The organism is Parafrankia sp. EUN1f, from assembly GCF_000177675.1.
GTDB lineage: Bacteria > Actinomycetota > Actinomycetes > Frankiales > Frankiaceae > Parafrankia.
Genome location: NZ_ADGX01000020.1, coordinates 1 through 22,925, shown reverse-complemented (window position 1 = coordinate 22,925; position 22,925 = coordinate 1). Strand labels below are relative to the sequence as shown.

Below are 22,925 nucleotides of genomic sequence, written 5' to 3'. Positions count from 1 at the left end.
GTCAGGACGCCGGCAGTCAGGCGAGCGGAAGCCAGCCGCCGCCGTCCGGGAAGAACCGGTTGGCCAGGAGGTTCACATTGCCGAATCGGCCGGTGGGATTCGACATCGAGTACTGGATCCCGAAGACGACGGGGCCGTAGGAGGTCTCCAGCTTCCGGTAGCCACAGAAGAGCCCCACCACTCCGTCGCTGGAGCCAAAATTGGTTTCCAGCTTGAAACTTTCGGAGTAGGAGCTGGTGGAAATTCCGGTGGGATTGAAGCTGTTGGCGACTGAGCTGAAGAGGCCGGCCTCGGCGATTTGATTCACGTGCGGCCCCGAGACTCGGGTACCGTGGGAAATCGGACCGTAAATTGTCTGGAGGAAGGGAGCGGGCACCATGACGGTGCCGGAGGTGAATTTCGTGCACGACGTAACCGGAACGATGACAGCGGCGTTAGCCGTGGGGACAGAGCCGGCGATCAGCGTCACAAGTGCAACCGGAACGAGGAGAAGAGCTGCTCTGATTCTTGACCACATCGAGATCTCCGTAGTGTCGCGCGTTGGAATTGAGTCGTAACCGCCAAAAGGATCGAATGGTGTCGGTGACACGCCTGGCGGGCTCATCATCGACGAGAGCTCCGCCGGCATCCAGAAAACCGATTTCCGGTGGCCGGTTGCGGCCACCTGTTTGACTCGGCGAGCCTGCGCGGCCAGGCCACGGGGTGGGGCTGGCCCCCAGATCGGAACGGTGGCTGGCGGCAGTGTGGTTTCCCTGATCTCGCACCAGTCTGAAGCCATGTCGAACACGGACCACCGCCCGGACCGGCGCGCTGTCATCGGCGGCGCAGTCGCGGGCGTGACCTGGGCGGGCCTGACCCCGGTCTGGGCGTCAGCACACGAACTGGCCTCAGGGCCCATCAGCCAGTCCGCACTGAACGCGGTCGCTGCCCGCCTGGATCGCGACCTCATCGAGCTCCGCCGCGACATCCATCGCCACCCCGAGACCGCAGGGCAGGAACGTCGGACGTCCGAGCTGGTGGCGGGACGGCTGCGAGCGGCCGGGCTCGACGTCACCACGGGCGTCGGCGGCTACGGAGTCGTGGCCGTGCTGCACGGCTCCCGTCGGGGCCGGACGATCGCCTATCGGGCGGACATGGACGCGGTCCCGCCAGACGGGCAGATCAACGGCGGTGCGGTGGCGGCGCACCTGTGCGGGCACGACCTCCACATCGCGATCGGAGTCGGCGCCGCGCAGGTCCTCGCCCGGCTACGCGCCCAGCTCGCCGGCTCGGTGGTGTTCGTCTTCCAACCGGCCGAGGAGTCCCTCACCGGCGCGGCGGCGATGCTCGCTGACGGCGTGTTCAGCCAGGTCCGACCCGCGGAGATCCATGCCCTGCACTGCGGCCCGCTCCCGGTCGGCCGATTTCTCGTCACACCCGGCTACGGCCTGCCGGGCCAGGACCGCGGAACCGTCACGCTCGCCGGCGCCGACGCATCCACCCGGGCCGCGCGGCTCGCCGGCGAGATCGGCGCTATCGGCACGGTACCCCGCCCCGCCACCTCCGAGGACCTGGAGCGCCTTGTCACCGCCCTGCAGACCCCGTCCAGTCCGCTCTCGACGTTCGTCTTCATGCAGGCCCAGGCCGTCGGCGCTGTGGTCCGACTGTCCTACCGATGCTGGCCGCCGAACCGGTACACCGAGATCCGCGCGGACGTCGAACATCTCGCGCGGTCGGAAGGCGCAGCAGCCGACTTCCCTGCCACGCCGTTTCCCGCGCTGGTCTGCTCGGAGCGGGACGGCCACGCGATCGAGGGACACCTGCAGCGGGCGCTCGGTGGCGATCACGTGGCGGCGATCGAGGCCGCGATCCCGTACAGCGGTGAGGACTTCGCGCTTTTCCTCGACCGGTACCCCGGCACCTACACCTTTCTCGGCGTACGCGCGCCCGGCGCGGCCGTCGAGACCAGCTACCCGCATTTCGGCGCCTTCGATCCCGATGAGCGGGCAGTCGGCTACGGAGTTCGCGCGATGGCGGGCTGGCTGGCCGCCCGGGCCGGCGTCACAAGGTAGCGGCGCCGGAGTGGTCAGCTCGATGTAGATCACGGCAGAATCACTCATGGAGAGTCAGCGGCACCGTGCGGCGTGCGGTGCCAACGACCATGCGCGCACCGGGGCTCGGTCCGAGTCGGGTGGGACACGAACGACCGGACAGAGGAGAGCGTGAATCTCAGCCTCGGCGTCTTCGACATCTTCGCCTACTCCGTTCCCGGCTCGCTGTACCTGACGCTGCTGCTGTACGTCCTGGACCGGGCGTCGTGGATCGATCTCGGGCAGGTCGGCGACCTCAACTCCACCCTGCTGATCGCGGGCGGGATCATCGCCAGCTACCTGCTCGGCCATCTGACCTACGCCCCGCGCCGGTTCCTGGGGCGGCGGATGCCACGGTGGCTGGGCCAGGGGCGCGATGCTCGGCGGGAGTTCCTCGACCGCTTTCCCGGCGCCCGGTCGATGGCGTTCGTCCGGGTCGACCCGGCGCTCGTCTTCGCGGCCATCGAGGTCAAAGCACCCGACTCCGCGGTGGAAATAAGCCGGCTGCGAGCCAGCGGAATAGCGTTGCGCAACGCCGGGCTTGCCATGCTCCTGGCCACGGTCGTCGCCGCGGTCGAGCTGGTCGTAAGCCACGAGCGGGGTTTGGCGGCGTTCGGCGTGGCGGCCTTCCTCGCGGGATTCGTCGGCGCGACGCGGGCCGGGCATGAACTGTCCCACTGGGCTGCTCTCAAAACCCTCGAAGTGGCGTTCTGGCTGCCCGACATCGAAGCCGAGCTGGCCACGAGAACACCGCCGCCGCAACCAGCGCCCGCACCGCCCGCACCGCCCGCACCACCGGTACCGTCCGGAACGCCATAGCGCCTCCGGCCCGACACCTCCTGTCCGCGCCGGCCGGGCACCCGGCGCGGTGCGGCCGGGCTCCCGCTCAGGGCTGGGCGAGGCGGGTGACGAAGTCGGCCACGATCGCCAGCTCGGCGTCGTCGTAGCGGTCGAGCAGCTCCATCAGGCCGGCTCCCTTGGAACCGTAGAACGCGCCCATGTCCGTGGCGATCCGCTCCTCGACGCGGGACACGATGACCTTCCGCCGGTCCTCGACGGAGCGCTCCCGGCGGACGTAACCGGCGCGCTCGAGGCGGTCGAGCACTCCGGTGACCGTGCCGGTCCGCAGGCCGCTCAGGTCGGCCAACCGCCCTGGCGTCAGCGGTCCGTGCACGTCAAGGAGGGTCAGGAACTGCGTGTCGCTAGGGCCGAGCCCGATCTTCTCCGCCACCTCGTGGCTGTAGAGGACCGCCCCCGCGATCATGCGGACGACCGCGGCGAGGACGTCCGCCTCCATCCGGGCACGGCCATCGTCGTTCGACAAACTCTCTCGCCTCTCCTAGTATCTCGTTTTGCCGAGATACTTGCTCGACCGAGATACTCGGCCAACGACCACTACCTTCACCCTAGGGGGTCCACGATGGCAAACCTCCCCGCCGACGCGGTCGACGCGGTCGACGCGGTCGACGCACCGGTCCACGTCCAGGCGTTCGAGGCCATCGTGCACAAGCTTGGCCACTGGACCACCGCCCGGATCTTCGAGGTCCGCGCTCGCCGGGGCGGCGCCCTGCTCGACCTGCGCTCCCCCGGCATCCCGGCCGGCGATGTCGAGGTCCGGGTCGATCTGGACCGCTCGGTACTCAAGCTGCTGGTGCCCGATGACGCCATCGTCGACCAGTGGGGTCTGCGCTTCGACCATCGAGGCCGGGTCAAGGACGCCCATGGCCGCGGCGCGCTCGCCGGGCGGACGATCCGTCTCACCGGCCGGGTCGACCGGGGAGAGATCCGGGTCCGCCGGAGCGGGGCCGCCGTCCTGTCAGCGATCTTCACTCGCGAGTTCCTGGCCGATGCGCGGGCCTCGCGGCGAGCCGGGCACCAGCCGACGGTCGCCGATCCCGCCGCCAGCTTTTCGACCTCCGCCACCACCGCCACCGCTGCCACCAACACCAACCCGCGCCGGTAACTCAGGCCCGACCGATCCGGGAGACGACCTGATGAGGGACAGCCGACGAGAGAGGTTCGGCATGATGACCATGGAGGGCCCGATCGCGCGCTGGTATACGCGCCTGCGCGGGACCGGGCCCCAGCGCGAGGCCTACCGGAAGCAGGCCGCCGCACTCACCGACGGCCTGGCCGACGGTGCGGCCGTGCTGGAGCTCGCCCCCGGGCCCGGCTTCCTGGCCATCGAGATCGCGCGCCTGGGCCGGTACCCGGTGAGCGCGCTCGACATCAGCCGGACGTTCGTTGACATTGTCGCCGAGCAGGCCGCCGCGGCGGATGTCCGCGTCGACGTCCGGCACGGCGACGCGGCCGAGATGCCCTTCCCGGCGGACAGCTTCGACCTGATCGTCTGCCAGGCCGCGTTCAAGAACTTCACCCGCCCCGGGAAGGCGCTCGACGAGATCCACCGCGTCCTGCGCCCCGACGGCACGGCGGTCATCGAGGACATGAACCACCTGGCCACGGCGACCGACATCGACCGCGAGGTGGCCTCGATGCGCCTGAACCGGATCAACGGGGCCATGACGAGACGGACGCTGCACGGGCTACGGCGCCGCGCCTACTCACCGGACCGGTTCGAGGAGCTGGCCACGGACAGCGCGTTCGGCGGCGCGACGATCCGCGCCGAGGGCATCAGCCTCGAGGTTGTCCTGCGCAAGGCCGATGCCGGCCGATCGCTTCCGGCATAGCTCGGGTCCGGATCGCCGACGAGGCAGTCCGCACTTGCCTGACCATGAAGCGTCAGATTCCGATCTGCGGCTCCGCTGATGCCGGAGCGAAGGACCGCAGCGGGGGCGCGAGCGAACAGGTGACGCGATGGACGTCCACGCCGAGAGTCCGGTCGCGACGCAGGGTCACGCCGCTACGGGACCGGTACGAGCGCCCCACAGCTCCGCGATCCGTCCGTCGGCGACGCGGATGACTTCGATGAGTTCTCCGGTGTCGTTGGTCAGCCTGGAACGGATCACCGCACGGTCGTCCTCGGCGATCAGGTCAACAACCTCCGTGCGCAGGTCCGGTGCGGCTGTACGCATGGCGAGCCACCGTTCCTTGACCATGTCGGGCCCGCGGGACCGGAGCGGGTGACTGTAGAAGTCAGCGGCGAAGATCTCGTCGACCGCTGGTAGGTCGAGCGCGTTGAACGCCACATGCATGCGAAGCGCGAGGCCCCGACTCAGCTGGGTCTCCGTCGGCTCGGCGGGTGCGCGAACGGTCGCGTCGGTGAGCGCCCGGGCCAACGATTCGAGCTGGCCGAAGGCTCGGGCGAAGCCGATGTGGTCGCCGTAGTCACGGGATTCAACGATCCGCCCGTCACGGACCCGGACGACGAACACGCACGGCACGGCGAAATCGCCGCGGTCGGCCGACCCGGAGTAGGAGAACTCCGCTACCACCACCTCGGGATCCACCGTCCTGTGCACGACCATGTTCGTCGGCGCGAACGACCGAACGCCGGCTGCTCGCCCGGCCGACCCGGCGAAGTGCTGGCGCAGTTCGGCGCGAGTACGCAATGGTTGATCACCCAACGGTGCAAACGGATGCCGGACGTCCGTCCGCTCCCCGTACAGGCCGGCGAGCGCGTCAAGCAGGTGCTCCTGCTCGTCAGGCGCGAGATCGTCGGCTATCAGCCGACTCACGCCAGCGGCGACCCTACGAACGATGTCGGCCGGGTCAGGTGTCGGTAGCATCGGGCCTCCAAACGAAGTCGCCACTCCGCTACGCTAACGGAGTCTAGACTTCGTTAGCAAGCCCTGGTCCCGGCGGGAAGGAGGTGCGCAATGCGGAGGAACGCTGTCGCCAACCGCGAACGCATCCTGGCCGCCGCCGAAGCGGTGTTCGGCGAGCACGGCGCGGCCGGCTCCACCGAGGACGTCGCGCGCCGCGCCGAGGTCGGCATCGCGACCGTGTTCCGCCACTTTCCGACGAAGGCCGCGCTGGTGGAGGCAGCCCTGGTCCGCCACTTTGACCTGCTCAATGAGCGGGCATCCACCCTGGCCGGCCGAGCCGACGCCGGACAGGCGTTCCGAGACCTGCTGCGAACCATGGTCGAGGGCGGGTCGACGAAGTTGACCCTCGCGTCCCAGATGCCGGACGGACAGTTCCCGCCGAGCGTCCGCCAGACGGCGGACAAGCTACGCGCGACCGTCGAGGATCTCCTGGATCGCGCGGCGCGGTCAGGGGCGATCCGCCGGGACGTCGGGGCCGACGAGATCTATCTCCTGGTCCGAGGACTCGCCCAGGCATCCGCCACCACTCCGACGACACCGCAAACCATAAGCCGAGCGATCGATGTGGTGATCGCGGGGCTGAGCGCATAAGGGCCCGCGTCTTCGCTCGTCCGATCCGAGTCGCTCGAAACGGCGCGGTCATAGCCGGCATCCCGTCCGCCCGGTGCGTCGGCTCCCGCTGACGGGCGAAAGCCGCGGGTAGGGTGACGCCGTGGCGGATGCGGCGACCTTTCTGGGCCGGGACGAGTTGCTGCTGCCGTTCCGTCGCGGCTTCCGGTGGGCCTGGGCACGCCGCGGTGTGGATCTCACGGTCCGGATGGCCCAGACATCCGCCCTGGTCGTCGCCCCGCATCCCGATGACGAGACGCTCGGCTGCGGCGTGTCGATCCTGCGCAAGCGGGAGGCCGGCAGGCCGGTGCACATAGCCGTGGTGAGTGACGGCGCGGCCGCGCCTCGCTCGGGTATCAGCCCGGCGGAGCTCGCGGTGATCAGGCGGGAGGAGGCCCGCAAGGCCGGCGGCCGGCTCGGCGTCGACGCGAAGCAGCAGCACTTCCTGGATTTTCCCGACGGCGCAATCTCCGACCGGGTCGACGAGGTGAGCGCGCGGCTCGCCGAGCTGCTGGAGGCATGCCAGCCGGAGCAGATGCTCATCCCGGTCTCCTGCGAGGGGCACCCCGACCACAACGCCAGCGGCGCGGCCGCTCGCCGGGCCGCTGCCATGACCGGCTACACCGGTCAGGTTCTGGAGTACGGGGTGTGGCTGTGGACCCACTGGCCCTGGACACGGGGGTACGGCACCGAGGGCTGGTCACCGCGGCGGGTGTTCGGCGACCCCGTTCACCGGGTTCGCGAGGTCAGGCCCCTGCTGGTCGACGCTCGCGGCTACCGGGAGCGCCAGCTCGCCGCGCTCGCCGAGCACGTCAGCCAGACGACGCCGGACAAGGCAGGCAACGCCCCTACGTTGCCTGCCTCCCTGCTCGCGGCGACCACCCGCTCCCCCGTCGAGATCTACCTGGAAGTCGGCGCCCTCGACCATCTGGCCTGACACGCCGGAGGCTCAGCGCGGGCGGCGGGCCGTTCACATCTCCAGGGTGAGCGGACTCATCGCGGACTCATCGCGGGCTTATCGCGGGCTTGTTCCGCGGCGGGTCTCGAAACGGGAGATGGCCTGGCGATAGACCCGCTCGCGGCGCATCGCGACGGCTCGCGGCTCGAAGTCGGCCACCGCCGCGCGGCCGCGGGCACCTACCGTCACGGCGAGTCCCGGATCGACGAGCAGCGGACGCAACGCGGCGGCCAGTGCCTCGGGGTCGTCCGGCGGCACGACCACGCCCGCGCCGTGACGTTCCAGATAGGGGGCGATCCCGGTCCGGGCGGTGGCGACGACCGGGCGACCGCTGGCGTCGGCCCACGCCACGACGGCCCGGTCAACGCGATCGGCGACCCGACCCTTCCAGGACAGCTCCTCGCCCGACAACCGGGGCGGCAGCATCGTCGGGCAGTGCAGGTGGATCACCGGCGGATAGGTGTGACCCAGGATGCGGATCAGCCCGCGACTGTCGCCGTCCTGAGTCTCGATGACGTCGGGCCGCAGGCCCAGCCGGCGCAGCCAGAACGCATAGGACGCGGCGAGGCTCGCGCGCAGGCTCAGCGAGTCCCGAGAGTGGTGACGGCCCGCGATCACCCGACCGTAGCGGCCCAGCATGCGCGTGGCGGGAACGCGCAGCAGCGGACGGCGATGAACCCGCACCCCGTCGTGAATCTCGTCCACGATCCGGCGTCCCTGTGCGCACAGAACATGCACCTCGTGGCCGAGCGCGGTAAGCACCCCCGCTATTACAGCGGTGTAGATGCCGGCGCCGTCCCATACAACTGGCGGGTACTGTTCACACAGAAACAAGATCTTCAGACCATCGCCGGTCACGGGCTCCGTCACCGTCACCACCCCCAATACACGTCAGAATTCCGTGTATATCAGCCGGTTTTCGGCGAGTAGGACAACAGTGCCAGTACTCTTACGAAAGAGTAGAGTCGAAAAGCGCGTTTCCGTATCCGCACAAACCCGCCGGGTAGCCATCCGCTCGCGATTTCCATGAAAAAATGATCATCTGGCGGGCCGCCGGACGCCTTCGCGACCCGGAATAGCAATCCGCCCGGACGTCGTGGATCGCTGGCCGCAGGATCACGCGTCTGGGCGATCAGGTTCGAACCGACCTGTGGCACGCCGGGAAGTTCGGCCGGACGTGCCGATGTACGCGGCTCTCACCCGCGTAGAGGCTGACGCGAGCCAGGTCACCGTCGATCACGTCATCACGGTCGCTCTGGACGGCACCGCTGCGTTCCGGTGATTCGATGACCCTGCTTCACTAACCATGAGGCGCGTCCACGGGCCCGCCAGACGTAGCACTCAGACCGACCAGTACCTGGAAGCACGGCCGAAGCAGGTTGACGATCTCATCGGGAGACGCATCGGCAAGCACGCTCGTGCGCAGCAGATAGCGCTCCGCGACCACCCCGTGAATGATCGCGGAGATGAGACCGGCTCGGAGTTCGGCGTCGCCGACAGGGATTGCCGTCTTTATCTGATCCACTCGTCGCCGGCCCGCGGCGCGGAAGCCCTCTGCCGCCTCGGAATGGGTGAGTATCGAGCGCAGCACCGCCAGTGAAGCCACCGGCTCGGCCTCCAGTCGCTTGCCCAGCGACGCCAGGAGGGCCTCGGCAACCTCCGACGGTGCGCCATCCGGCAGGTCGTCGGGAGGGAGCTTCGCCGCCCGCGTGAACAGCCCGTCCTTCGAGTGGAAATAGTGCATGACCAGGCCGGCGTCGACGTTCGCGCGGGCCGCCACCGCTCGGATGGTGGTGCGGTCGTAGCCGTGTTCCGCGAACAGCTCGCGGGCCGCGGACAGGATGCGCCCTTCGGTCTGCTGACGCTGCTCCGCCCTGGTGCGACGGGGGGTGGCACGCGAGTCGGAGTCAGTCACCGAACGCATTCTACGACCGTTGACCCAGCACCCAACTCATTCTACAGTCGTTCAATCAACGAGCGTTGAACGAAGGAGGCGACGGTGACCGCAACCCCTCGCGAGGTCGTCGAACAGGCACTTCGGGCCGGATGTGCCATGAACATCGAGGCCCTCCTCGCCCTCATGGCGCCGGATGGACACATCGAGTGGCCCTACCATCCGACGGGCGCACCCGCCCGCCTCAACGGACGAGACGAGATCCGGGCCTACGTGGCTTCGGCGGCCAAGGCGCCGATCCGGTGGGATGACTTCGTCGGCCTGGTGATGCACGAGACCGCCGACCCCGAGGTCGTCATCGTCGAGTACGAGGCAAACGGCACGGTCACGACGACCGGCGCTACGTACCGGCAGCGCATCATCGCCGTCTTCCGAGTCAGAAACGGCCAGATTGTTTCGTACCGTGATTATCTCAACCCTCTCGCCCTGGCCGAGGCACAAGCGCACACAACAGAACGCGGGTGATCGACTGGCTCGCCGAGAACGGCGAGAGTGCCGTCGACCACAGACGCGGGCAGCTTCGGATGGATGACGTGACCGTTCCAGGTGATGCGCTCATCCCGCCCTGCTGAGGTGCGCCTGGAACCACTCGCTGGCCATGCGATCGACGACCCTGGCGAGCGGAGTCTGCGGCGCCGGTTCCAGGCCCGGGCGTTCGGCGAGCGGATGCTCCAGACCGGCGACTGTGCGCAGCCTGACCCGGTCGGCATCCGGATAAGCGGCCTGGAGCGCCACCACCATATCGAGGGCGTCGGCACGGCTTGCCGGGTAGTCGAGTTCACCGCTGACCACGAGTACTGCCGGCTGTGGATTCCGGCCGCTGATGAACGATGCGTGCGTCACGAAGTCAAGACGCGCGGCAGCCGCCTGCTCCTGCTCGTTCCAAGAACAGGATCTGCCGATCGAGGAGGTGAAGACGTCCACCGCCGTCCGAGCGCGGACTGCGGGATTTATCAGCACCGCCGCCGAGACCTGGACCGGCAGGCGGGCAAGAACGTTCAGGGCGACGGTACCGCCGAGTGAGGCGCCCACGATACCGATCGGCCCGCCGCACAGCGGAAGCTGCGCACGCAACGCGTCGAGTGCCGCCGGAAACTCGTCGGTGGCCTGCCGGACCACCGGGTCGACATATCCCAGCATCGGGTCGGCCACCGCGGCCTCGTATGCCCCGTCCACCGGGCGCCGGCCCACCAGCGGCATTCCGAAATGCACCCGCCAGGCGGGCACATCCGTGAGCGGAAGTGCCGCGGCGAACGCGGCGTCCGAGCGTGGCGCGTCCATCATGTGCCAGGTCGCCAGCAACGGAGCCGGTTCGTCAGCGCCTCCGGCAGGAGGCAGTGCCGTGAACGGCACGCCAGCCGCCCAGCCGGTGACAGTCGCGCCGTCCTTCGTGCTGTCCTTCCCAGTCATGGAGGCGAACCTAGGTTGTCGGCGAGGCCGTCGGGAGCAGCCTCTGCCGGCAGCAGAGGCTGTCTGCTGGCAGCAGAGCCTCCCGACGGGCCGATCCGCCCTGGCGTCGACGCCCCGCCCCGCTGCCCGGCGGCGGCGCGGGCGTAGCGGCGGGCCAACATGGCGAAGGCGTCCGCGAGCTCGGGCGGCCCGAGGACCTCGATGTCGGCGTCGAACCGGCCGACGGTGGCGGCGAGGCTGGGCCACGACCAGGAGCCGGCGACGAGCCGGCAGCGGTTCGGGCCGAGCTCCTCGACGATCCCGTCCCGGGAGAACTGGGACACGAAGGCGGCGGGCAGATCGACGATCATCTCGCCGCGGCACGGCCAGCGGTCCGGACCGGCGGAGCCGGAGCCCTGGAAGCGCTGGGCGACGAAGGCGGCCACGTCCACGCCGGGCAGCTGGCGGGGGTGAACCGCGGGCCGGCCGGGGGACGCGGGGTGATCCGGTCGGCGCGGAACGTGCGCCAGTCGGCGCGGTCCAGGTCCCAGGCGACGAGATACCAGCGTCCGCCCCAGGTGACGAGGTGATGGGGCTGCACCCGACGCGGCGGGGGGACGTCGGCGGGCGCGGACCGCGACGGGACGGCGTAGTCGAAGCGCAGCTCCTCCCGGGCATGGACGGCGGCCCCGAGCGTCACCAGTACGGCCGGCTCGACCCGCGGGTTGGACGGTCCGCCGCGGCGTTCGACCGCGATGACCCGCAGCGCGTCGACCTGATGGCGCAGCCGCGCCGGCAGGACCTGCCGGACGGTGCTCAGGGCGCGGGCCGCCGCCTCCCCGATGCCGGCACCGGACGTGACGGCGAGCTGGAGCGCGACGGCCAGGGCGACGGCCTGCTCGTCGTCGAACAGCAGCGGCGGCAGCTCCGCCCCGGCATCGAGCCGGTATCCGCCGTCGGGGCCCTTGGTGGCCCGGATCGGATAGCCCAGCTCACGGAGGCGGTCGACGTCGCGGCGAACCGTGCGCGGGCTGACCTCGAGCCGCGCGGCGAGCAGTGCCCCCGGCCAGTCCCGGCGTGCCTGCAGCAGCGAGAGCAGGGCGAGCAGGCGCGCTGACGTCGTCGGCATGCCCAAGAGATTGCCCGAAGAAGAGGCCAGAACCTGACCGCTTCCCGGACGACCGTGGTGGTCACAGCCGACAACGGCAACGACCTGGAAGGGGCCGATCACGATGACCACCACGACCACGACCACGCACCCGGTAGCCCTCGACGCGGAGCGGGCCGACCTGCTCGCCGAGCTCGCCGTGGCCCGAGCCAGCCTGATCAACACCACCTGCGGCCTCAGTGACGAGCAGGCCGGCGAACGCCCGACGGCCAGCGCCCTGTGCCTGGGCGGGCTGATCAAGCATGTCGCCGCCGCAGAGGAAGGCTGGATGCGCTTCGTCCTCGAGGGGCCCTCGGCGATGGACTACGCGCTCCCCGACGGCGTCACCTGGGAGGACTTCATGACCGGCACCGCGCGTGAGTATCCGGCCTGGGCAATCGAGCGCCAGAACGTGTTCCAGATGCAGCCGGGTGACACGATCGCCGGGATCGTCGCTCGCTACCGCGAGGTCGCCGCCCGGACCGACGAGATCGTCGCGACCATCCCCGACCTGTCGGCGACGCAGCCGCTGCCGGAGGCGCCGTGGCACGAGCCGGGCGGCCGGCACAGCGTGCGCCGGGTACTGATCCACATCATCGCCGAGACCACCCAGCACGCCGGCCACGCCGACATCCTCCGCGAGACGATCGACGGCCAGACCACAACCTGAACGGGAACGGCGGAAGCCGGAACCACCAGCGACAGGAAAAGCACGCGACCTCGGGCGCCCACTTCGCCCGACCTGGGTCCATTTATGCCAGAAAGAAGAAAAACGCGTCCGCACATTGTCAGGAAAGAGACACAGTCGGGTCCAGAACCTGTACTGGTTCCACTCGTCGCTCGGCAGGCAGACTGATCCCAAGCCGAAGATTTCTCATCGGAGCGTAAAACGGTGAAGAATTCGACAGCCTTCCGGTCAACCTGCAGTGAAAGGTGAGCGACGATGGACTACAAGGCGATCAGTGGCGCGGTTCCGGCACAGCTCGGTAACTCCGTGACATTCAACGTCGGGCTGCCGTACATCCCGAAGCGGGGAGGCGGCATGCTTTTCTACATGGTCGACACGCGGAAGGGCAACCACGTCTACCGAATTCTGGTCAACGGCAACGAGCAGTGCAAGATCGCCCTGCCGGACGGCAACAACTTCGCGACACTGCACACCGAGGTCGGCCATCTCGGAACGGTCAACGTGATCAGCTTCGAGTCGGACACCCCGGACGCCGCCCCCGTCGACATCCTGAATGTCACCCTGTTCTACGGCGCCTGAGCCGTCCCGGCTGCCGCGCTCCGCGCTGGTCCCGCCCGGGAGCCCACCGGCGAACGGCCGGCCGGACGCCGTCCCGTGACGGCGTCCGGCCGCCAGGTTGACGTAGGCGGCGCCGGTGCCGTTCTTCCGCACCAGGCCCTCAGGCCCCAGGCCGAGCGCGGGTGTCACATGCCGGCAGTGAGGAGCGCACGGCCAGCGGGACGCATCCGCCGCCTGGCAAAGCGCCGCACCTTGAGATGGCGGCCGTCGCTCCATCAGTCAGGAGACGTACACACGTACCTCGTCAGATCGTGGCACGCGCCGGGTATCGGGCTATCCGGTCGCGGACGACCGTCGCGGCCGCCAGGTAGCGCGGATCGGGGCGCAGCGCATGTTCGCGCAGGCAGGCCTCGGTGAACTTCAGCACGTGCTCGTCGCCGTGCTCGACGGCCTGGTGGATCAGCTCCTCGTGCCCGGGAACGTCGACGGCGGACGCCCGCGCGTGAGCCTCGCCTTCCCCGCGGTCGTCACCGGTGAACACCATCAGCAGCGCGGCCTCGGTCTGCCACATGGTGGCGACGGAGGGCTCGTGCAGCTCCGCCGGCAGATACGGCAGGACGAGCCGCATGGCCGCCGGGGCGGTGACGGCGTGGATCAGGGGCACCGGCGACAGGCCGGTGTGGACGAGGCACAGGCCCGCGAACTGGGCGGTCAGGTCGCTGAGCAGCGCCTGGGCCTGCTCGGCGCGCAGCGCGGTGAGGGCATCGTGGTAGCCGGGCTGCCCGTCGAGCCGGCGCAGGCGCCGTTGTAGGAGCTCGCCCGCCGACAGGCCCGGGTCGATCGGCGCCCGGGGCACCGTGGCCACGGCGGCGGCCACGGCGAGGCGTCCGTCGAGCCGGGGGCTGCCGGGCAGCGGGGTGAAGCGGGCGGCCCAGTAGGCGAGCCCGCGGGCCAGTTCGGTCAGCTGCTGCGGGCCCGGCGTGCCCTCGGCGGCGGCAACGCCCCGGACGGCGTGCGCGGTGCGGATGAGCCCGTGGGTCAGCCGGGACAGCAGGCCGGGCAGCAGCCGTGGCCACCAGCGGACCAGCACGTCCCGCCAGGGCTGCTCCGCCAGCTCCCGTTCGAACATGTACTCCCAGTCCCCGGCCCGCTCGATGGCGCCGAGCGCGGGCCGCCAGGACGACTCGTCGGCCGGATCCAGATCATCGCGGCGCGCCGACCGCTCGTGGTGGGGCATGAGGTCGCGGTAGGCCCGCACCCAGCCCGGGACCGCGTCCCCGTGGCCGAGGACGGCCAGCACCTCGGCCCCCATCGGCCCGTGGTTGGCCAGATCGGCCTTGCCGGCACGCTCGTAGCCAAGATCGTCGAGGCGGTCGAGGGCGTCTGCCATCACGTCGCCATAGCTCGCCGAAACCATGTGTTCACGCCCCCACGCGGACGGCTCCCACCTGGGGGCGTCGTCCTGTCATATGTCGGATCGCCGAACGGTTTGGATTCCCAAAGCTTCTACCATCGTAGCGTGCGACCCGATCGAGGAGCCCATGACGGCACGCAGGTGCCGACGGCAGATCCGCCGCGGCCGTGGACGGCGCAGGAGCGAGACGTGCTCCTGCATGTGCCGCTGCTGGCGGCCTACTTCCAGCGCGCCCGCGGGGAGATGCCGCCGCAGCTGCGGCGCACCTTCGACACGCACCGGCTGACCGCCCGGCACGGCGCGGTCCTGCCCCAGCTGGTCGGTGGCCAGCAGTTCAGCATCACCGAGCTGGCTGCCCGGCTGGGCGTGTCACTGTCCACCGCGAGTGAGCTCGTCGGCAGCCTGGGCGAGGCCGGCCTGGTCGAGCGCGCGGAGGACCCGGCCAACCGGCGCCGCACGCTGGTCTCGCTGCGGGAGGAGTACCGGCCCGCGGTCGAGGCCTTCCTCGCCCTCCGCTCGGCGCCGCTACTGCGCGCCCTGGCCACGCTGTCCGACGACGAACGGGCGGGCTTCCGCGCCGGCCTCGCCGCCTGGAGCCGGGAGGCCCAACCCTGACCCAGCGTCAAGCGAGGGGGATATCGTGATCGTCATTTTGGCGTCACTAAGACGTGATTTTGACGTTAGAATGACGTCATGAGCGAGGCCGAGGCGATCACCACCAACCTCACCATCCGGGCCCTGCCAGCTCATGTACGTGTCACTCTGACCGCACGAGCCAAAGCGCGCCGACAGTCGCTGAACGCCTACCTGCTCGACGTACTCAGCCGCGAGGCGACCACCCCGACCATGGACGAGGTGCTCGCCGACATCGACAGCGCTCGTGTCACCACAGGGCTCACCACGGACGACGCGGTCGCCGCCGTGCGCACGGTCCGCGATACGGAAGAGGCACGGTGGGACTGATCGTCGTTGACGCCTCCGTGATCGTCGATCTGCTCGCCGGGGACGACAGCCCTCGACGCAAGGCCGCGAGAGATCGGCTGACCGGCGGCGATGTCTTCTACGCCCCGGCCCACCTGGACGTCGAGGTCATCTCGGCGCTCCGCGGCCTGGCCAGGCGCACGAGCCGTCTCGCCGAGCACACCCCGAGTCTCATCGCCAGCCTGATCCGGCTACCGATCCGTCGCGAACGGCTCAACGGGCCGACCGCCCAACGCGTCTGGGAACTTCGACAGACCATGACCGCCTACGACGCCGGTTATGTCGCACTCGCTGAACAGATCGACGCCGCCCTTCTCACGTGCGATGCCAAGTACGCCGCCACGGCTGGCCCCCGCTGCGCCATCGAACTGATCACATAGGTCGTCATCTCAGGCGCGATCAGGTGATGTGATGACGCCCGACATCCACGGGCCCCGACACAACAGACCAGACGTCGACCCGCCTGCCGATCGCGGGATTGTCGATCCGCCGGGCTACTCGCATTCCAAGCTTGACGGCAACCCGCTGCGAACGAACGTTCTCCGGATGGATGATCGAGATCATCTCCGGCAGTCCGAGACGCCGGAATGCATCGTCACGGGCTGCCACAGCAGCCTCGGTGGCCAGCCCCTGCCCCCACGCCGACCGCTTCAGCCGCCAGCCCAGTTCGGGGTCCGGGCCCGCCTCCGCAAGAAAGGGCGGGACGTGCGCCAAGCCGGCGAAACCCAGGAACTCCCCCAGACGGTCAGGCTCGCGTGATTCCAGCACCCACGGCCCGTATCCGTGATCCTTGACTATTGCACTTCGCTCGACCGGCGCACCCGGACGTGAAGGTGGTGGCCGCGGGGCCACCACCTTCCCGACGGCCGACGCGGTTGCGTTGCCTCGTGGTCAGTCGCCGCGCGGCCTGCTGAACTCCTCGATCAGCACGGGATACTGCTCCTTACCGTGCCCGGCGGCGATCGAGCGGTCGGCTATCGCCTTGATCAGCCTGGGTAGTTCGGTGTTGACCCCCACCGCCTCGCTCTCCTCGACCAGATGCGCCATCGCCCGCGCGTCAGTCTCCAGGGCCGACGCCTCGGCCGGGAAGGCGCCTGCGTCGATCTGCTCGGCGTATCCGGGCAGCCATTCGGCCACACCGGCGGACTGCTGGAGGCAGGCCGCCGCGCGAACGGCTACCGCGAATACGACGAGGACGCCGTGCTGCGGGTGAGCCAGATCCGGCACCTGCTCGATGCCGGCCTTTCTTCCGACGACATCGCCTACCTGCTGCCCTGTGCGGTCGGAGAGGCCCCTGAGCTGCCGGGATGTCCCGAGCTGCTCGACGCGATGCGGTCGCGGCTGCGGCGTCTGAACGATCGGATGGACAGGCTCGCCCGGTCCCGGGCCGCGCTCGTCAACTACATCGATGCGGCCGAACGCACGGGGAGCGAGGGCTATCCGACTTTCACCGATGCCTGCCAGGTACCCACCCCGGCGTAGTCAGGTCCCCACGCGACCCATACGTCGACAACAGCACACGCATTTCTCGCCCCCTGCCTCCGCTAGCCATGCTTTCCCCCTCGGCCGGCGATTGTGCCGCCCGCTCCCCGCCCGCCGTCGGAGGACAGGCCGCTAGAGGCTGTGGGCGGCGATGTCGCCCTGGGTGGTGGTCGCGTGGATGCTCAGGTCGGCAGCGCCGGCGGTGTTCTGGAGCGAGTTGCGGATCCGGCCGAGGGCGGTGCCGGCGTCCAGGCAGGCTGAAACGCCACGGGCGGCGCCGACCGACACGTCGCCGGCCTGGGTGCGCAGAACGACCGTGCCGCGCACGGCCTCCGTGACGCGGATGTCGCCCTTTCCGGTGCTGATCTCAGCGGGGCCACCCAGGCGACCGACCGAGACGTCGCCCGCGGCGGTGGTGACCCGGATGCTCGCGACCTCGTCAATCCTGATCGCGCCGTGCGAGCCGTCGAACGCGACGTCGCCGAGCCGTCCGACGCCCCGGAACTCCGCGCTGGCCGCCTTCGCCTCGACGCGGGAACCGGCGGGCAGCTGGATCGTCACCTCGACCGAGCCGGGGCTCGCGAGGGCATGCTTCCTCGCGGAGGACACGATCCGCAGGACGCCGTCGACGTATTCGACCTCGGTCTGTTCCGCCGCCTTCACGTCGCGGCCCTTCGAGGCATCAGCCGGCCGGACCTCGACCGTGGTGTCGGCCCGGTCGGCGGCGATGAGCTGCAGGCGCCCTGCGGGGACGTCGAGGACGGCTGAAATCGGGGCGGGGGTGTCGAAGCTCTGCATCGCGCTCTCCTGGTTCAGATCGTTTCCGACAAACGGAAAGCTACGTTGCGTTCGAAAAACTTGCAACCATCTCGTTGCGTTGAAACATGCATCTGCGCAGTTCAGAGCACCGAAACCGTTGCAACGAGGATCGAATTAATGCAACAGCGATCCCATCGATCGTTGCAATGGAATGAGGATGAACGCTACCCTGAAGGCCTCGACGAGCGAGCGGGAGGTCGCGATGCCGGGAGGCAGACTCACCCAGCAGGAACGCCAGCAGATCGCGCTGGGGCTGGCCGAAAACCTCGCCTACGCCGAGATCGGCCGGCGCCTCGACCGTCCGACCTCGACGATCACGCGTGAGGTGATGCGCAACGGCGGTCCCACCGCCTACCGCGCCGACCTCGCCCATCGCGCCACCGAACGCCGCGCCCACCGGCGCCGGCAGGCCGCTCCCCCACTGCCGCGAACGCTCCCCCCGGTGCACGGGCGCGACGCCGAGGCCGTGCGCGAGTACGAGGAGATGTTCACGGCCCTCCTCATGCAGTCCGGCCTACCCAGGATGACGTCCCGGGTGCTGACCTGCCTTCTGACCACCGACGCGGCCGGCCTCACCGCGGCCGAGCTCGTCCGACGTCTCCAGGTCAGCCCGGCGTCCATCTCCAAGGCGATCGCGTTCCTCGAAGGCCAGGACCTCGTCCGCCGGGAACGCGACGAACGCCGCCGCGAGCGCTACGCCGTCGACGACGAGCTCTGGTACCAGTCGGCGATCGCCAGCGCCCGGTCCAACGCCCAGCTCGCCGAGACAGCACGCCGGGGGGTCGGCGTCCTCGGCCCCGACACCCCGGCCGCCGCCCGCCTCGAGAACATCGCCCGCTTCCTCGACTTCGTCGGCGAGAGCATCGTCCGCGCCGCCGAGCAGGCCCGCGCGGTCCTCACCTCGAAGGCGGAAACAACCTCAGAATCCTGACCACGCCCGAACAAGGTCAGGTCTGGCGGCTGTCGTACTGCTGCTGGCTGCGCCCGATGTCCGCGTCGTGCTCGACGGCCCACTCCGCCAGTGCCCCGGCCGGCTCGATCAGTGTGCGGCCCATCGGGGTGAGCTCGTACTCCACCCGTGGTGGGACCTCCGGATAACTGGTGCGGGAAACGAGGCCGTCACGCGCAGCGTGTTCCTCGAAAAATCGGTCGCGCTGAATGGCACGCACCAGCTACATTGCGCCGATGCCAGGCCCGGGTGACGTGAAGTGACCGACGTGGGCGCCGCCGCACAACAACCACGGCAGCCGGGCCAGGCCACCTTCGACACCGGCCGGGAACATAACGGAGTATCGCGACTGCTGCGCAGAAACCGCCCGCTGCGTGGATTGTTCGCGGCGCGGTGCGTCTCCAGCACCGGTGATTCCCTGAGCCTGGTCGCGCTGATGCTCCACGTCGCGGACACGACCGGGCAGGGGCTGGCGATCGCACTGCTCCTGCTCGCCGGGGACTTCGCACCATCCCTGCTCGGCACGTTCGCGGGCGCCATCAGCGACCGTTTCGACCGCAGACGCGTCATGATCTTCTGCGAGGTCGGCCAGGCGGTCACCATGCTCGTGATCGCGCTGTGGCTGCCCGCACTACCGATCCTGCTGGCGCTGGTCGCGGCGCGCGCGGTCACCGGGCAGGTGTTCATGCCCGCCTCCCGAGCAGCGGTTCCCGCGTTGGTGACCGACCGGGACCTGCCAGTCGCGAACTCCGCAATCGGGTTCGGCACCAATGCCGCGGAGGTCGCCGGTCCGCTGGCCGCCGCAGCACTGCTGCCGCTGGTCAGTACACGCGGCGTGCTGCTGGTCGATGCCGCCACCTTCCTGCTGTCCGCACTGTTCCTGCTGCGCCTGAAGCCCCTCCCCGGGCAGTCGGTGACGGGCGACGAACCGGGCGGGCTGTTTGGCCAGGTCCGTCTGGGGATCGGCTACCTGCTGGCCAACCGGGCACTTCTTATGATCTTCATCGGCTTCGGGGCGACGGTCACCTTCAACGGCATCGACGATGTCGCGCTGATCCTCTTCGCGACCGAGACACCGGGCACCGGCGACGGGGCGGTGGGCCTGCTGCTCGCAGCGGTCGGGATCGGGTTGGTCGTGGGCTACGCCCTGCTCGCCCGGGCAGGCAGATCGGGTTCGATGCCCCTGCTGCTCGTCGGCGGTTTCTTCGTCAGCAGCGCCGGCAACTTCCTCACCGGTCTCGCCTGGGCGGTCGGCGCGGCCTTCGCCGTTCAGGCAGTGCGCGGCCTGGGTATCGCGGCGATGGACGTCGCCGCCAACACCCTGCTCCAGCGCCTCGTCCCGGCCGGCCTGCTCGGACGGGTCTTCGGCAGCTTCTACGGTGCCATCGGGGTCGCCGCCGCGACCTCATACCTGGCCGGCGGCCTCCTGCTCGACGCGACCAGCCCACGGACAACCTTTCTGCTGGCCGGCGGTGCCGGGATGCTGACAGCGCTGCTGGTCGCGCTCGGCCTGTCGACCACCGGGAAAGCCACCTGACGTCAGCACCCTGCGTGCCTGTGAACGTGCCGCGGTCGAGCAGATTCAGGCCAACATTTGAGCCCGGCATCACGTCGTCACAGCAGTGCCGCGGCCAGCGCTCGCCACTGCTTCCGGGCGGGCCGTCCGGTACGGCTGCGCACGTCGGTGTCGGCCGAGATGACCTGGACGGCCACGTGGTCCGCGCCGGCGGCGTGGTGTTCGGCGACCCGCCTGGCGATCTGCTCGACCGTTCCCCAGGCGAACAGGGCGTCGATGAGCCGGTCGCTGCCGTTGCCGACGAGGTCGTCGTCGGTGAATCCCATCATCTGCAGGTTGCGCACATAGTTGGGCAGGGTGAGGTAGTAGCCGAGGTTACGGCGGGCGAGCGCTCGGGCCTCGGCGGGGTCGGTCTCCAGAATCACCTTCTGCTCGGGGGCAAGCAGCGGCTCCTGGCCCAGCGTTTCGCGGGCGAACCGGGTGTACTCGGGAGTGACCAGGTAGGGATGGGCTCCCGCGGAGCGGTGCTCCGCCAGGGCCAGCGCCTTCGGCCGCAGCGCGGCGAGGACACGGGATGCCACAGGAACCGGTTCCGGCGCGGCGTCAAGACCGTCGAGGAAGGCGGCCAGGTACCGGAGCGGTTGTGTGTAGGTCTTCCCGAACGCCCCCGCGGTGGAGGCGTGGCCGGCGCCGAGCCCGAGCAGGAAGCGGCCTGGATGTGCCGCGGCGATCCGGTGGAATCTCGCCGCCAGCTCGGCCGCGTCGGTGGACCACACGTTGACGATGCCGGTGGCCACGACCATTCGACCGGTCGCCGCGAGCAACTCGGCGGGCAGGCGCAGCTCAGGGGCGGAGGAACCGAGCCACAGGGCCCCGAATCCCAGTTCGTCGAGCTCTTCGACCGCCTCACGGGCATCCGGCGCGTTCCAGGCGAAGTACGGAGTCCAGATACCCACCCGTCCCACTGACACCGTCACGGGAGTCCTCCCTCGCACGTAGGCAACGTTCACTCGACCCATCGGTGTTCGACCACCGTCGAACACCGATGGGTGTACGATAGCGATCGAACAGTCTGGATGTCGAGGAAGGCGAGCACCGAGAACGATGACCGCGCGGGCGCGACGCACCGTTGGCCTGCGGCACACCGATCCGAGCGATGTGAGCCTGCAGGAGGCGCTGGAGGCGCTGGCCGACCCGGTCCGCCGATCGATCCTTCGGGTGCTGGCGGGCGAGCCGGATTTCGCCCGCGCCTGCGGCGCCTTCGACCTGCCCGTGTCGAAGGCGACCGCCAGCCACCATTTCTCCGTCCTGCGTGCCTCCGGGCTGCTCGAACAGATCGATCAGGGGCCACGCCGCCTCAACCGGCTGCGCCGCGCCGAGTTCGACGCCCGTTTCCCAGGCCTGCTCGCGCTGGTTCTCACCGAGGATGAGCCGACGAAGACGGCGAGCTGAGCCCTCACACATCAGCCCACGGCCGCCGAGCACGGATGCCGCGTGCCGCCCGTCGGACGCGCCGAGATCCCGTGGTCGCCGTATCGTTGGATCACAGTCCTGGCTCGCGGCGTGTGCCGGTCGCGCGCAGCCCCAAGGAGGTGCGAGTCATGGCGACGAGCGAGGCGATGCGAGCCGCCCTCGGGTTCACCTGGGATCGGTCCACGGTGCCCAGGGATGTTCCACGGTTCTCGGTCGAGCGAGCCCTCTGGCGGTTTCACCGGTCGCTATCGGAGTACGTGTGGGACGCCGCGGTACTCGAGGGCAACCCGTTCACCTACCCGGAGGTCCAGACGCTCCTGCACGGGATCACCGTCGGTGGACGGAAGATCAGCGACGAACGTCAGATCCTGAACCTCGCCGAGGCGGCGAACGAACTCGCCCGGCTCGTCAAGGCGCACGAGTTCCAGCTGTCCAAGGAGATCTCCGACCGACTCCAGCTTCTCCTCGCCCGGGACGAGGCGCTGGAGTCGGGTCATTTCCGCGGAGAAGGCAGGGAGACACTCACCCCCGGTGTCAGCCTCGGACAGCATGGACGCTACCTGCCACCGGCCACCGAACGCGGAGGCGAAAACCTGCGCCGCATCTTCGCGCAGGGGACAGAATTTCTTTCGAGCGAGATCGACGACGAGTTCGAGCGGGCGATCGCCTATTTTCTCCTCGGCTCGCTGCAGCAGTTCTACTACGACGGCAACAAGCGCACCGCGCGTTACATGATGAATGGCCACCTCATGTCCCATGGCCTGGACGCCATCAGCGTCCCGGCCGCACGCCGCCACGAGTTCAACACCGAGATGGTCGAGTTCTTTCGACACAGGGACGGCACCGGTATGTTCGGCTTCCTGACCTCCTGCCGGCTCGCCGCCGACGACGGCGTCCTCCCAACCGACGGCGACTAGCACCGGTCTGACGGCGAGCCCGGCCCGGCGATCTGGCTGGTGTCTCCCTGCTGGCCGCACTCGTTCTCGATCATCCAACTCCGGTAGGAGGATCGATCGCACCGGTCTACCCCCGGGGTCGAGTCGAGAAATCCGTCCAGGTGGCGATGACCACGAGGTCGGCGCACTGGATTCTTCCGCCATGGAAATTTCACGATCAGCGGGCACGAGCACGGCCGGCCAGGCCTCCGCGGCTGTCACCGTCGAAGGACTGGCGAACNCTACGGAGTTCACC

27 protein-coding genes and 3 pseudogenes are annotated in these 22,925 nt (G+C 69.5%); 17 read left to right on the top strand and 13 right to left on the bottom strand.

Annotated features, from left to right (window positions below):
• Nucleotides 1-16 precede the first annotated feature (16 nt).
• Nucleotides 17-787, bottom strand: coding sequence for a hypothetical protein (locus FREUN1FDRAFT_RS43565; protein WP_157474461.1), 771 nt, complete (start codon nt 785-787; stop codon nt 17-19).
• Between FREUN1FDRAFT_RS43565 and FREUN1FDRAFT_RS08400 the strand changes: the two genes are divergently transcribed.
• Both FREUN1FDRAFT_RS08400 and FREUN1FDRAFT_RS08395 read left to right on the top strand, forming a co-directional pair.
• Nucleotides 777-2,051, top strand: a complete 1,275-nt coding sequence (locus FREUN1FDRAFT_RS08400) for a M20 family metallopeptidase (RefSeq protein WP_035950863.1) — start codon at nt 777-779, stop codon at nt 2,049-2,051. The genes FREUN1FDRAFT_RS43565 and FREUN1FDRAFT_RS08400 overlap by 11 nt on opposite strands.
• Nucleotides 2,052-2,201: 150 nt before the next feature.
• The gene (locus FREUN1FDRAFT_RS08395) at nt 2,202-2,888 is read left to right on the top strand and encodes a hypothetical protein (RefSeq protein ID WP_006539572.1); all 687 of its coding nucleotides are present in this window, start codon (nt 2,202-2,204) and stop codon (nt 2,886-2,888) included.
• A 67-nt stretch (nt 2,889-2,955) separates the two neighbouring features.
• Here the strand turns inward: FREUN1FDRAFT_RS08395 and FREUN1FDRAFT_RS08390 are convergent, their stop codons facing one another.
• On the bottom strand, nt 2,956-3,393 hold the full coding sequence (locus FREUN1FDRAFT_RS08390; RefSeq protein ID WP_006539571.1) for a MarR family winged helix-turn-helix transcriptional regulator: 438 nt from the start codon (nt 3,391-3,393) through the stop codon (nt 2,956-2,958).
• A 96-nt stretch (nt 3,394-3,489) separates the two neighbouring features.
• Between FREUN1FDRAFT_RS08390 and FREUN1FDRAFT_RS08385 the strand changes: the two genes are divergently transcribed.
• Nucleotides 3,490-4,032, top strand: coding sequence for a hypothetical protein (locus tag FREUN1FDRAFT_RS08385; RefSeq protein WP_006539570.1), 543 nt, complete (start codon nt 3,490-3,492; stop codon nt 4,030-4,032).
• 61 nt (nt 4,033-4,093) lie between these two features.
• Nucleotides 4,094-4,759: a class I SAM-dependent methyltransferase gene (locus tag FREUN1FDRAFT_RS08380; protein WP_006539569.1), complete on the top strand. Its 666-nt coding sequence runs from the start codon at nt 4,094-4,096 to the stop codon at nt 4,757-4,759.
• A gap of 165 nt (nt 4,760-4,924) precedes the next feature.
• Here FREUN1FDRAFT_RS08380 and FREUN1FDRAFT_RS40620 read toward each other — a convergent pair whose 3' ends face one another.
• Entirely contained in the window at nt 4,925-5,707 is a 783-nt protein-coding gene (locus FREUN1FDRAFT_RS40620) for a nuclear transport factor 2 family protein (protein ID WP_232295097.1), read from the bottom strand.
• Nucleotides 5,708-5,848: 141 nt separating this feature from the next.
• On the opposite strand from FREUN1FDRAFT_RS40620, the gene FREUN1FDRAFT_RS08370 reads away from it, so the two are divergent.
• Nucleotides 5,849-6,388: a TetR/AcrR family transcriptional regulator gene (locus FREUN1FDRAFT_RS08370; protein ID WP_006539567.1), complete on the top strand. Its 540-nt coding sequence runs from the start codon at nt 5,849-5,851 to the stop codon at nt 6,386-6,388.
• Between the two features lie 121 nt (nt 6,389-6,509).
• Complete coding sequence (locus FREUN1FDRAFT_RS08365) at nt 6,510-7,343, top strand: PIG-L deacetylase family protein (RefSeq protein WP_006539566.1); 834 nt, start codon at nt 6,510-6,512, stop codon at nt 7,341-7,343.
• Between the two features lie 78 nt (nt 7,344-7,421).
• On the opposite strand, the gene FREUN1FDRAFT_RS08360 is transcribed toward FREUN1FDRAFT_RS08365, so the two are convergent.
• Nucleotides 7,422-8,234: a glycosyltransferase gene (locus FREUN1FDRAFT_RS08360; protein ID WP_006539565.1), complete on the bottom strand. Its 813-nt coding sequence runs from the start codon at nt 8,232-8,234 to the stop codon at nt 7,422-7,424.
• Nucleotides 8,235-8,664: 430 nt separating this feature from the next.
• Nucleotides 8,665-9,288, bottom strand: coding sequence for a TetR/AcrR family transcriptional regulator (locus tag FREUN1FDRAFT_RS08355; RefSeq protein WP_006539563.1), 624 nt, complete (start codon nt 9,286-9,288; stop codon nt 8,665-8,667).
• 75 nt (nt 9,289-9,363) lie between these two features.
• Here FREUN1FDRAFT_RS08355 and FREUN1FDRAFT_RS08350 point away from each other — a divergent pair, with 75 nt between their 5' ends.
• Nucleotides 9,364-9,783, top strand: a complete 420-nt coding sequence (locus FREUN1FDRAFT_RS08350) for a nuclear transport factor 2 family protein (RefSeq protein WP_006539562.1) — start codon at nt 9,364-9,366, stop codon at nt 9,781-9,783.
• 90 nt (nt 9,784-9,873) lie between these two features.
• Here FREUN1FDRAFT_RS08350 and FREUN1FDRAFT_RS08345 read toward each other — a convergent pair whose 3' ends face one another.
• Nucleotides 9,874-10,728 carry a S9 family peptidase gene (locus FREUN1FDRAFT_RS08345; RefSeq protein ID WP_006539561.1) on the bottom strand — a complete coding sequence of 285 codons (855 nt, stop codon included), beginning with the start codon at nt 10,726-10,728 and terminating at the stop codon, nt 9,874-9,876.
• A pseudogene (locus FREUN1FDRAFT_RS08340) lies at nt 10,725-11,836 on the bottom strand (helix-turn-helix transcriptional regulator). Before FREUN1FDRAFT_RS08340 ends, FREUN1FDRAFT_RS08345 begins: the two are co-directional and overlap by 4 nt.
• 103 nt (nt 11,837-11,939) lie before the next feature.
• Between FREUN1FDRAFT_RS08340 and FREUN1FDRAFT_RS08335 the strand changes: the two are divergent.
• Both FREUN1FDRAFT_RS08335 and FREUN1FDRAFT_RS08330 read left to right on the top strand, forming a co-directional pair.
• On the top strand, nt 11,940-12,524 hold the full coding sequence (locus FREUN1FDRAFT_RS08335; RefSeq protein ID WP_006539558.1) for a DinB family protein: 585 nt from the start codon (nt 11,940-11,942) through the stop codon (nt 12,522-12,524).
• Between the two features lie 273 nt (nt 12,525-12,797).
• A complete protein-coding gene (locus tag FREUN1FDRAFT_RS08330; protein ID WP_006539557.1) occupies nt 12,798-13,121 on the top strand; it encodes a hypothetical protein in 324 nt (107 codons plus the stop codon).
• Between the two features lie 283 nt (nt 13,122-13,404).
• Here the strand turns inward: FREUN1FDRAFT_RS08330 and FREUN1FDRAFT_RS08325 are convergent, their stop codons facing one another.
• Nucleotides 13,405-14,517, bottom strand: coding sequence for a questin oxidase family protein (locus tag FREUN1FDRAFT_RS08325; protein ID WP_006539556.1), 1,113 nt, complete (start codon nt 14,515-14,517; stop codon nt 13,405-13,407).
• A 186-nt stretch (nt 14,518-14,703) separates the two neighbouring features.
• On the opposite strand from FREUN1FDRAFT_RS08325, the gene FREUN1FDRAFT_RS08320 reads away from it, so the two are divergent.
• The 3 genes from FREUN1FDRAFT_RS08320 to FREUN1FDRAFT_RS08310 all read left to right on the top strand — a co-directional run bounded on the left by FREUN1FDRAFT_RS08320 (nt 14,704) and on the right by FREUN1FDRAFT_RS08310 (nt 15,875).
• On the top strand, nt 14,704-15,129 hold the full coding sequence (locus FREUN1FDRAFT_RS08320; protein ID WP_006539555.1) for a MarR family winged helix-turn-helix transcriptional regulator: 426 nt from the start codon (nt 14,704-14,706) through the stop codon (nt 15,127-15,129).
• Between the two features lie 78 nt (nt 15,130-15,207).
• On the top strand, nt 15,208-15,477 hold the full coding sequence (locus FREUN1FDRAFT_RS08315; protein ID WP_006539554.1) for a hypothetical protein: 270 nt from the start codon (nt 15,208-15,210) through the stop codon (nt 15,475-15,477).
• On the top strand, nt 15,468-15,875 hold the full coding sequence (locus tag FREUN1FDRAFT_RS08310; protein ID WP_006539553.1) for a type II toxin-antitoxin system VapC family toxin: 408 nt from the start codon (nt 15,468-15,470) through the stop codon (nt 15,873-15,875). Before FREUN1FDRAFT_RS08315 ends, FREUN1FDRAFT_RS08310 begins: the two co-directional genes overlap by 10 nt.
• A gap of 19 nt (nt 15,876-15,894) precedes the next feature.
• On the opposite strand, the gene FREUN1FDRAFT_RS08305 is transcribed toward FREUN1FDRAFT_RS08310, so the two are convergent.
• Together FREUN1FDRAFT_RS08305 and FREUN1FDRAFT_RS42910 are read right to left on the bottom strand one after the other, a co-directional pair.
• Nucleotides 15,895-16,347 (bottom strand): GNAT family N-acetyltransferase, encoded by a 453-nt coding sequence (locus FREUN1FDRAFT_RS08305; RefSeq protein ID WP_255348199.1) that lies wholly within the window; start codon nt 16,345-16,347, stop codon nt 15,895-15,897.
• Nucleotides 16,348-16,386: 39 nt separating this feature from the next.
• A pseudogene (locus FREUN1FDRAFT_RS42910) lies at nt 16,387-16,647 on the bottom strand (NAD(P)-dependent oxidoreductase); the annotation flags it as partial.
• Between FREUN1FDRAFT_RS42910 and FREUN1FDRAFT_RS46020 the strand changes: the two are divergent.
• A pseudogene (locus FREUN1FDRAFT_RS46020) lies at nt 16,639-16,977 on the top strand (MerR family transcriptional regulator); the annotation flags it as partial. The pseudogenes FREUN1FDRAFT_RS42910 and FREUN1FDRAFT_RS46020 overlap by 9 nt on opposite strands.
• Before the next feature lie 132 nt (nt 16,978-17,109).
• On the opposite strand, the gene FREUN1FDRAFT_RS08290 reads toward FREUN1FDRAFT_RS46020, so the two are convergent.
• A complete protein-coding gene (locus FREUN1FDRAFT_RS08290; RefSeq protein WP_006539549.1) occupies nt 17,110-17,775 on the bottom strand; it encodes a DUF4097 family beta strand repeat-containing protein in 666 nt (221 codons plus the stop codon).
• A 223-nt stretch (nt 17,776-17,998) separates the two neighbouring features.
• Between FREUN1FDRAFT_RS08290 and FREUN1FDRAFT_RS47945 the strand changes: the two genes are divergently transcribed.
• Complete coding sequence (locus FREUN1FDRAFT_RS47945) at nt 17,999-18,727, top strand: helix-turn-helix domain-containing protein (protein ID WP_035950838.1); 729 nt, start codon at nt 17,999-18,001, stop codon at nt 18,725-18,727.
• A gap of 16 nt (nt 18,728-18,743) precedes the next feature.
• On the opposite strand, the gene FREUN1FDRAFT_RS47365 is transcribed toward FREUN1FDRAFT_RS47945, so the two are convergent.
• Nucleotides 18,744-18,965, bottom strand: a complete 222-nt coding sequence (locus FREUN1FDRAFT_RS47365) for a helix-turn-helix domain-containing protein (protein WP_198144272.1) — start codon at nt 18,963-18,965, stop codon at nt 18,744-18,746.
• 39 nt (nt 18,966-19,004) lie between these two features.
• On the opposite strand from FREUN1FDRAFT_RS47365, the gene FREUN1FDRAFT_RS08275 reads away from it, so the two are divergent.
• On the top strand, nt 19,005-20,282 hold the full coding sequence (locus FREUN1FDRAFT_RS08275; RefSeq protein ID WP_006539546.1) for an MFS transporter: 1,278 nt from the start codon (nt 19,005-19,007) through the stop codon (nt 20,280-20,282).
• Nucleotides 20,283-20,359: 77 nt separating this feature from the next.
• Here FREUN1FDRAFT_RS08275 and FREUN1FDRAFT_RS08270 read toward each other — a convergent pair whose 3' ends face one another.
• Entirely contained in the window at nt 20,360-21,238 is an 879-nt protein-coding gene (locus tag FREUN1FDRAFT_RS08270) for an LLM class F420-dependent oxidoreductase (RefSeq protein WP_006539545.1), read from the bottom strand.
• Nucleotides 21,239-21,365: 127 nt separating this feature from the next.
• On the opposite strand from FREUN1FDRAFT_RS08270, the gene FREUN1FDRAFT_RS08265 reads away from it, so the two are divergent.
• Nucleotides 21,366-21,713 (top strand): helix-turn-helix transcriptional regulator, encoded by a 348-nt coding sequence (locus FREUN1FDRAFT_RS08265; RefSeq protein ID WP_006539544.1) that lies wholly within the window; start codon nt 21,366-21,368, stop codon nt 21,711-21,713.
• Between the two features lie 149 nt (nt 21,714-21,862).
• The gene (locus FREUN1FDRAFT_RS08260) at nt 21,863-22,651 is read left to right on the top strand and encodes a hypothetical protein (RefSeq protein WP_006539543.1); all 789 of its coding nucleotides are present in this window, start codon (nt 21,863-21,865) and stop codon (nt 22,649-22,651) included.
• Nucleotides 22,652-22,925: the final 274 nt, after the last annotated feature.

What these genes read in the sequence shown, in the direction of transcription:
- FREUN1FDRAFT_RS08355 (WP_006539563.1), bottom strand. Translation starts at nt 9,288, where the DNA reads ATGCGTTCGGTGACTGACTCCGACTCGCGTGCCACCCCCCGTCGCACC.
- FREUN1FDRAFT_RS08315 (WP_006539554.1), top strand. Translation starts at nt 15,208, where the DNA reads ATGAGCGAGGCCGAGGCGATCACCACCAACCTCACCATCCGGGCCCTG.
- FREUN1FDRAFT_RS08400 (WP_035950863.1), top strand. Translation starts at nt 777, where the DNA reads ATGTCGAACACGGACCACCGCCCGGACCGGCGCGCTGTCATCGGCGGC.
- FREUN1FDRAFT_RS08345 (WP_006539561.1), bottom strand. Translation starts at nt 10,728, where the DNA reads ATGACTGGGAAGGACAGCACGAAGGACGGCGCGACTGTCACCGGCTGG.
- FREUN1FDRAFT_RS08335 (WP_006539558.1), top strand. Translation starts at nt 11,940, where the DNA reads ATGACCACCACGACCACGACCACGCACCCGGTAGCCCTCGACGCGGAG.
- FREUN1FDRAFT_RS08380 (WP_006539569.1), top strand. Translation starts at nt 4,094, where the DNA reads ATGATGACCATGGAGGGCCCGATCGCGCGCTGGTATACGCGCCTGCGC.
- FREUN1FDRAFT_RS08290 (WP_006539549.1), bottom strand. Translation starts at nt 17,775, where the DNA reads ATGCAGAGCTTCGACACCCCCGCCCCGATTTCAGCCGTCCTCGACGTC.
- FREUN1FDRAFT_RS08325 (WP_006539556.1), bottom strand. Translation starts at nt 14,517, where the DNA reads ATGGTTTCGGCGAGCTATGGCGACGTGATGGCAGACGCCCTCGACCGC.
- FREUN1FDRAFT_RS08265 (WP_006539544.1), top strand. Translation starts at nt 21,366, where the DNA reads ATGACCGCGCGGGCGCGACGCACCGTTGGCCTGCGGCACACCGATCCG.
- FREUN1FDRAFT_RS08330 (WP_006539557.1), top strand. Translation starts at nt 12,798, where the DNA reads ATGGACTACAAGGCGATCAGTGGCGCGGTTCCGGCACAGCTCGGTAAC.
- FREUN1FDRAFT_RS08260 (WP_006539543.1), top strand. Translation starts at nt 21,863, where the DNA reads ATGGCGACGAGCGAGGCGATGCGAGCCGCCCTCGGGTTCACCTGGGAT.
- FREUN1FDRAFT_RS47945 (WP_035950838.1), top strand. Translation starts at nt 17,999, where the DNA reads ATGCCGGGAGGCAGACTCACCCAGCAGGAACGCCAGCAGATCGCGCTG.
- FREUN1FDRAFT_RS08385 (WP_006539570.1), top strand. Translation starts at nt 3,490, where the DNA reads ATGGCAAACCTCCCCGCCGACGCGGTCGACGCGGTCGACGCGGTCGAC.
- FREUN1FDRAFT_RS08370 (WP_006539567.1), top strand. Translation starts at nt 5,849, where the DNA reads ATGCGGAGGAACGCTGTCGCCAACCGCGAACGCATCCTGGCCGCCGCC.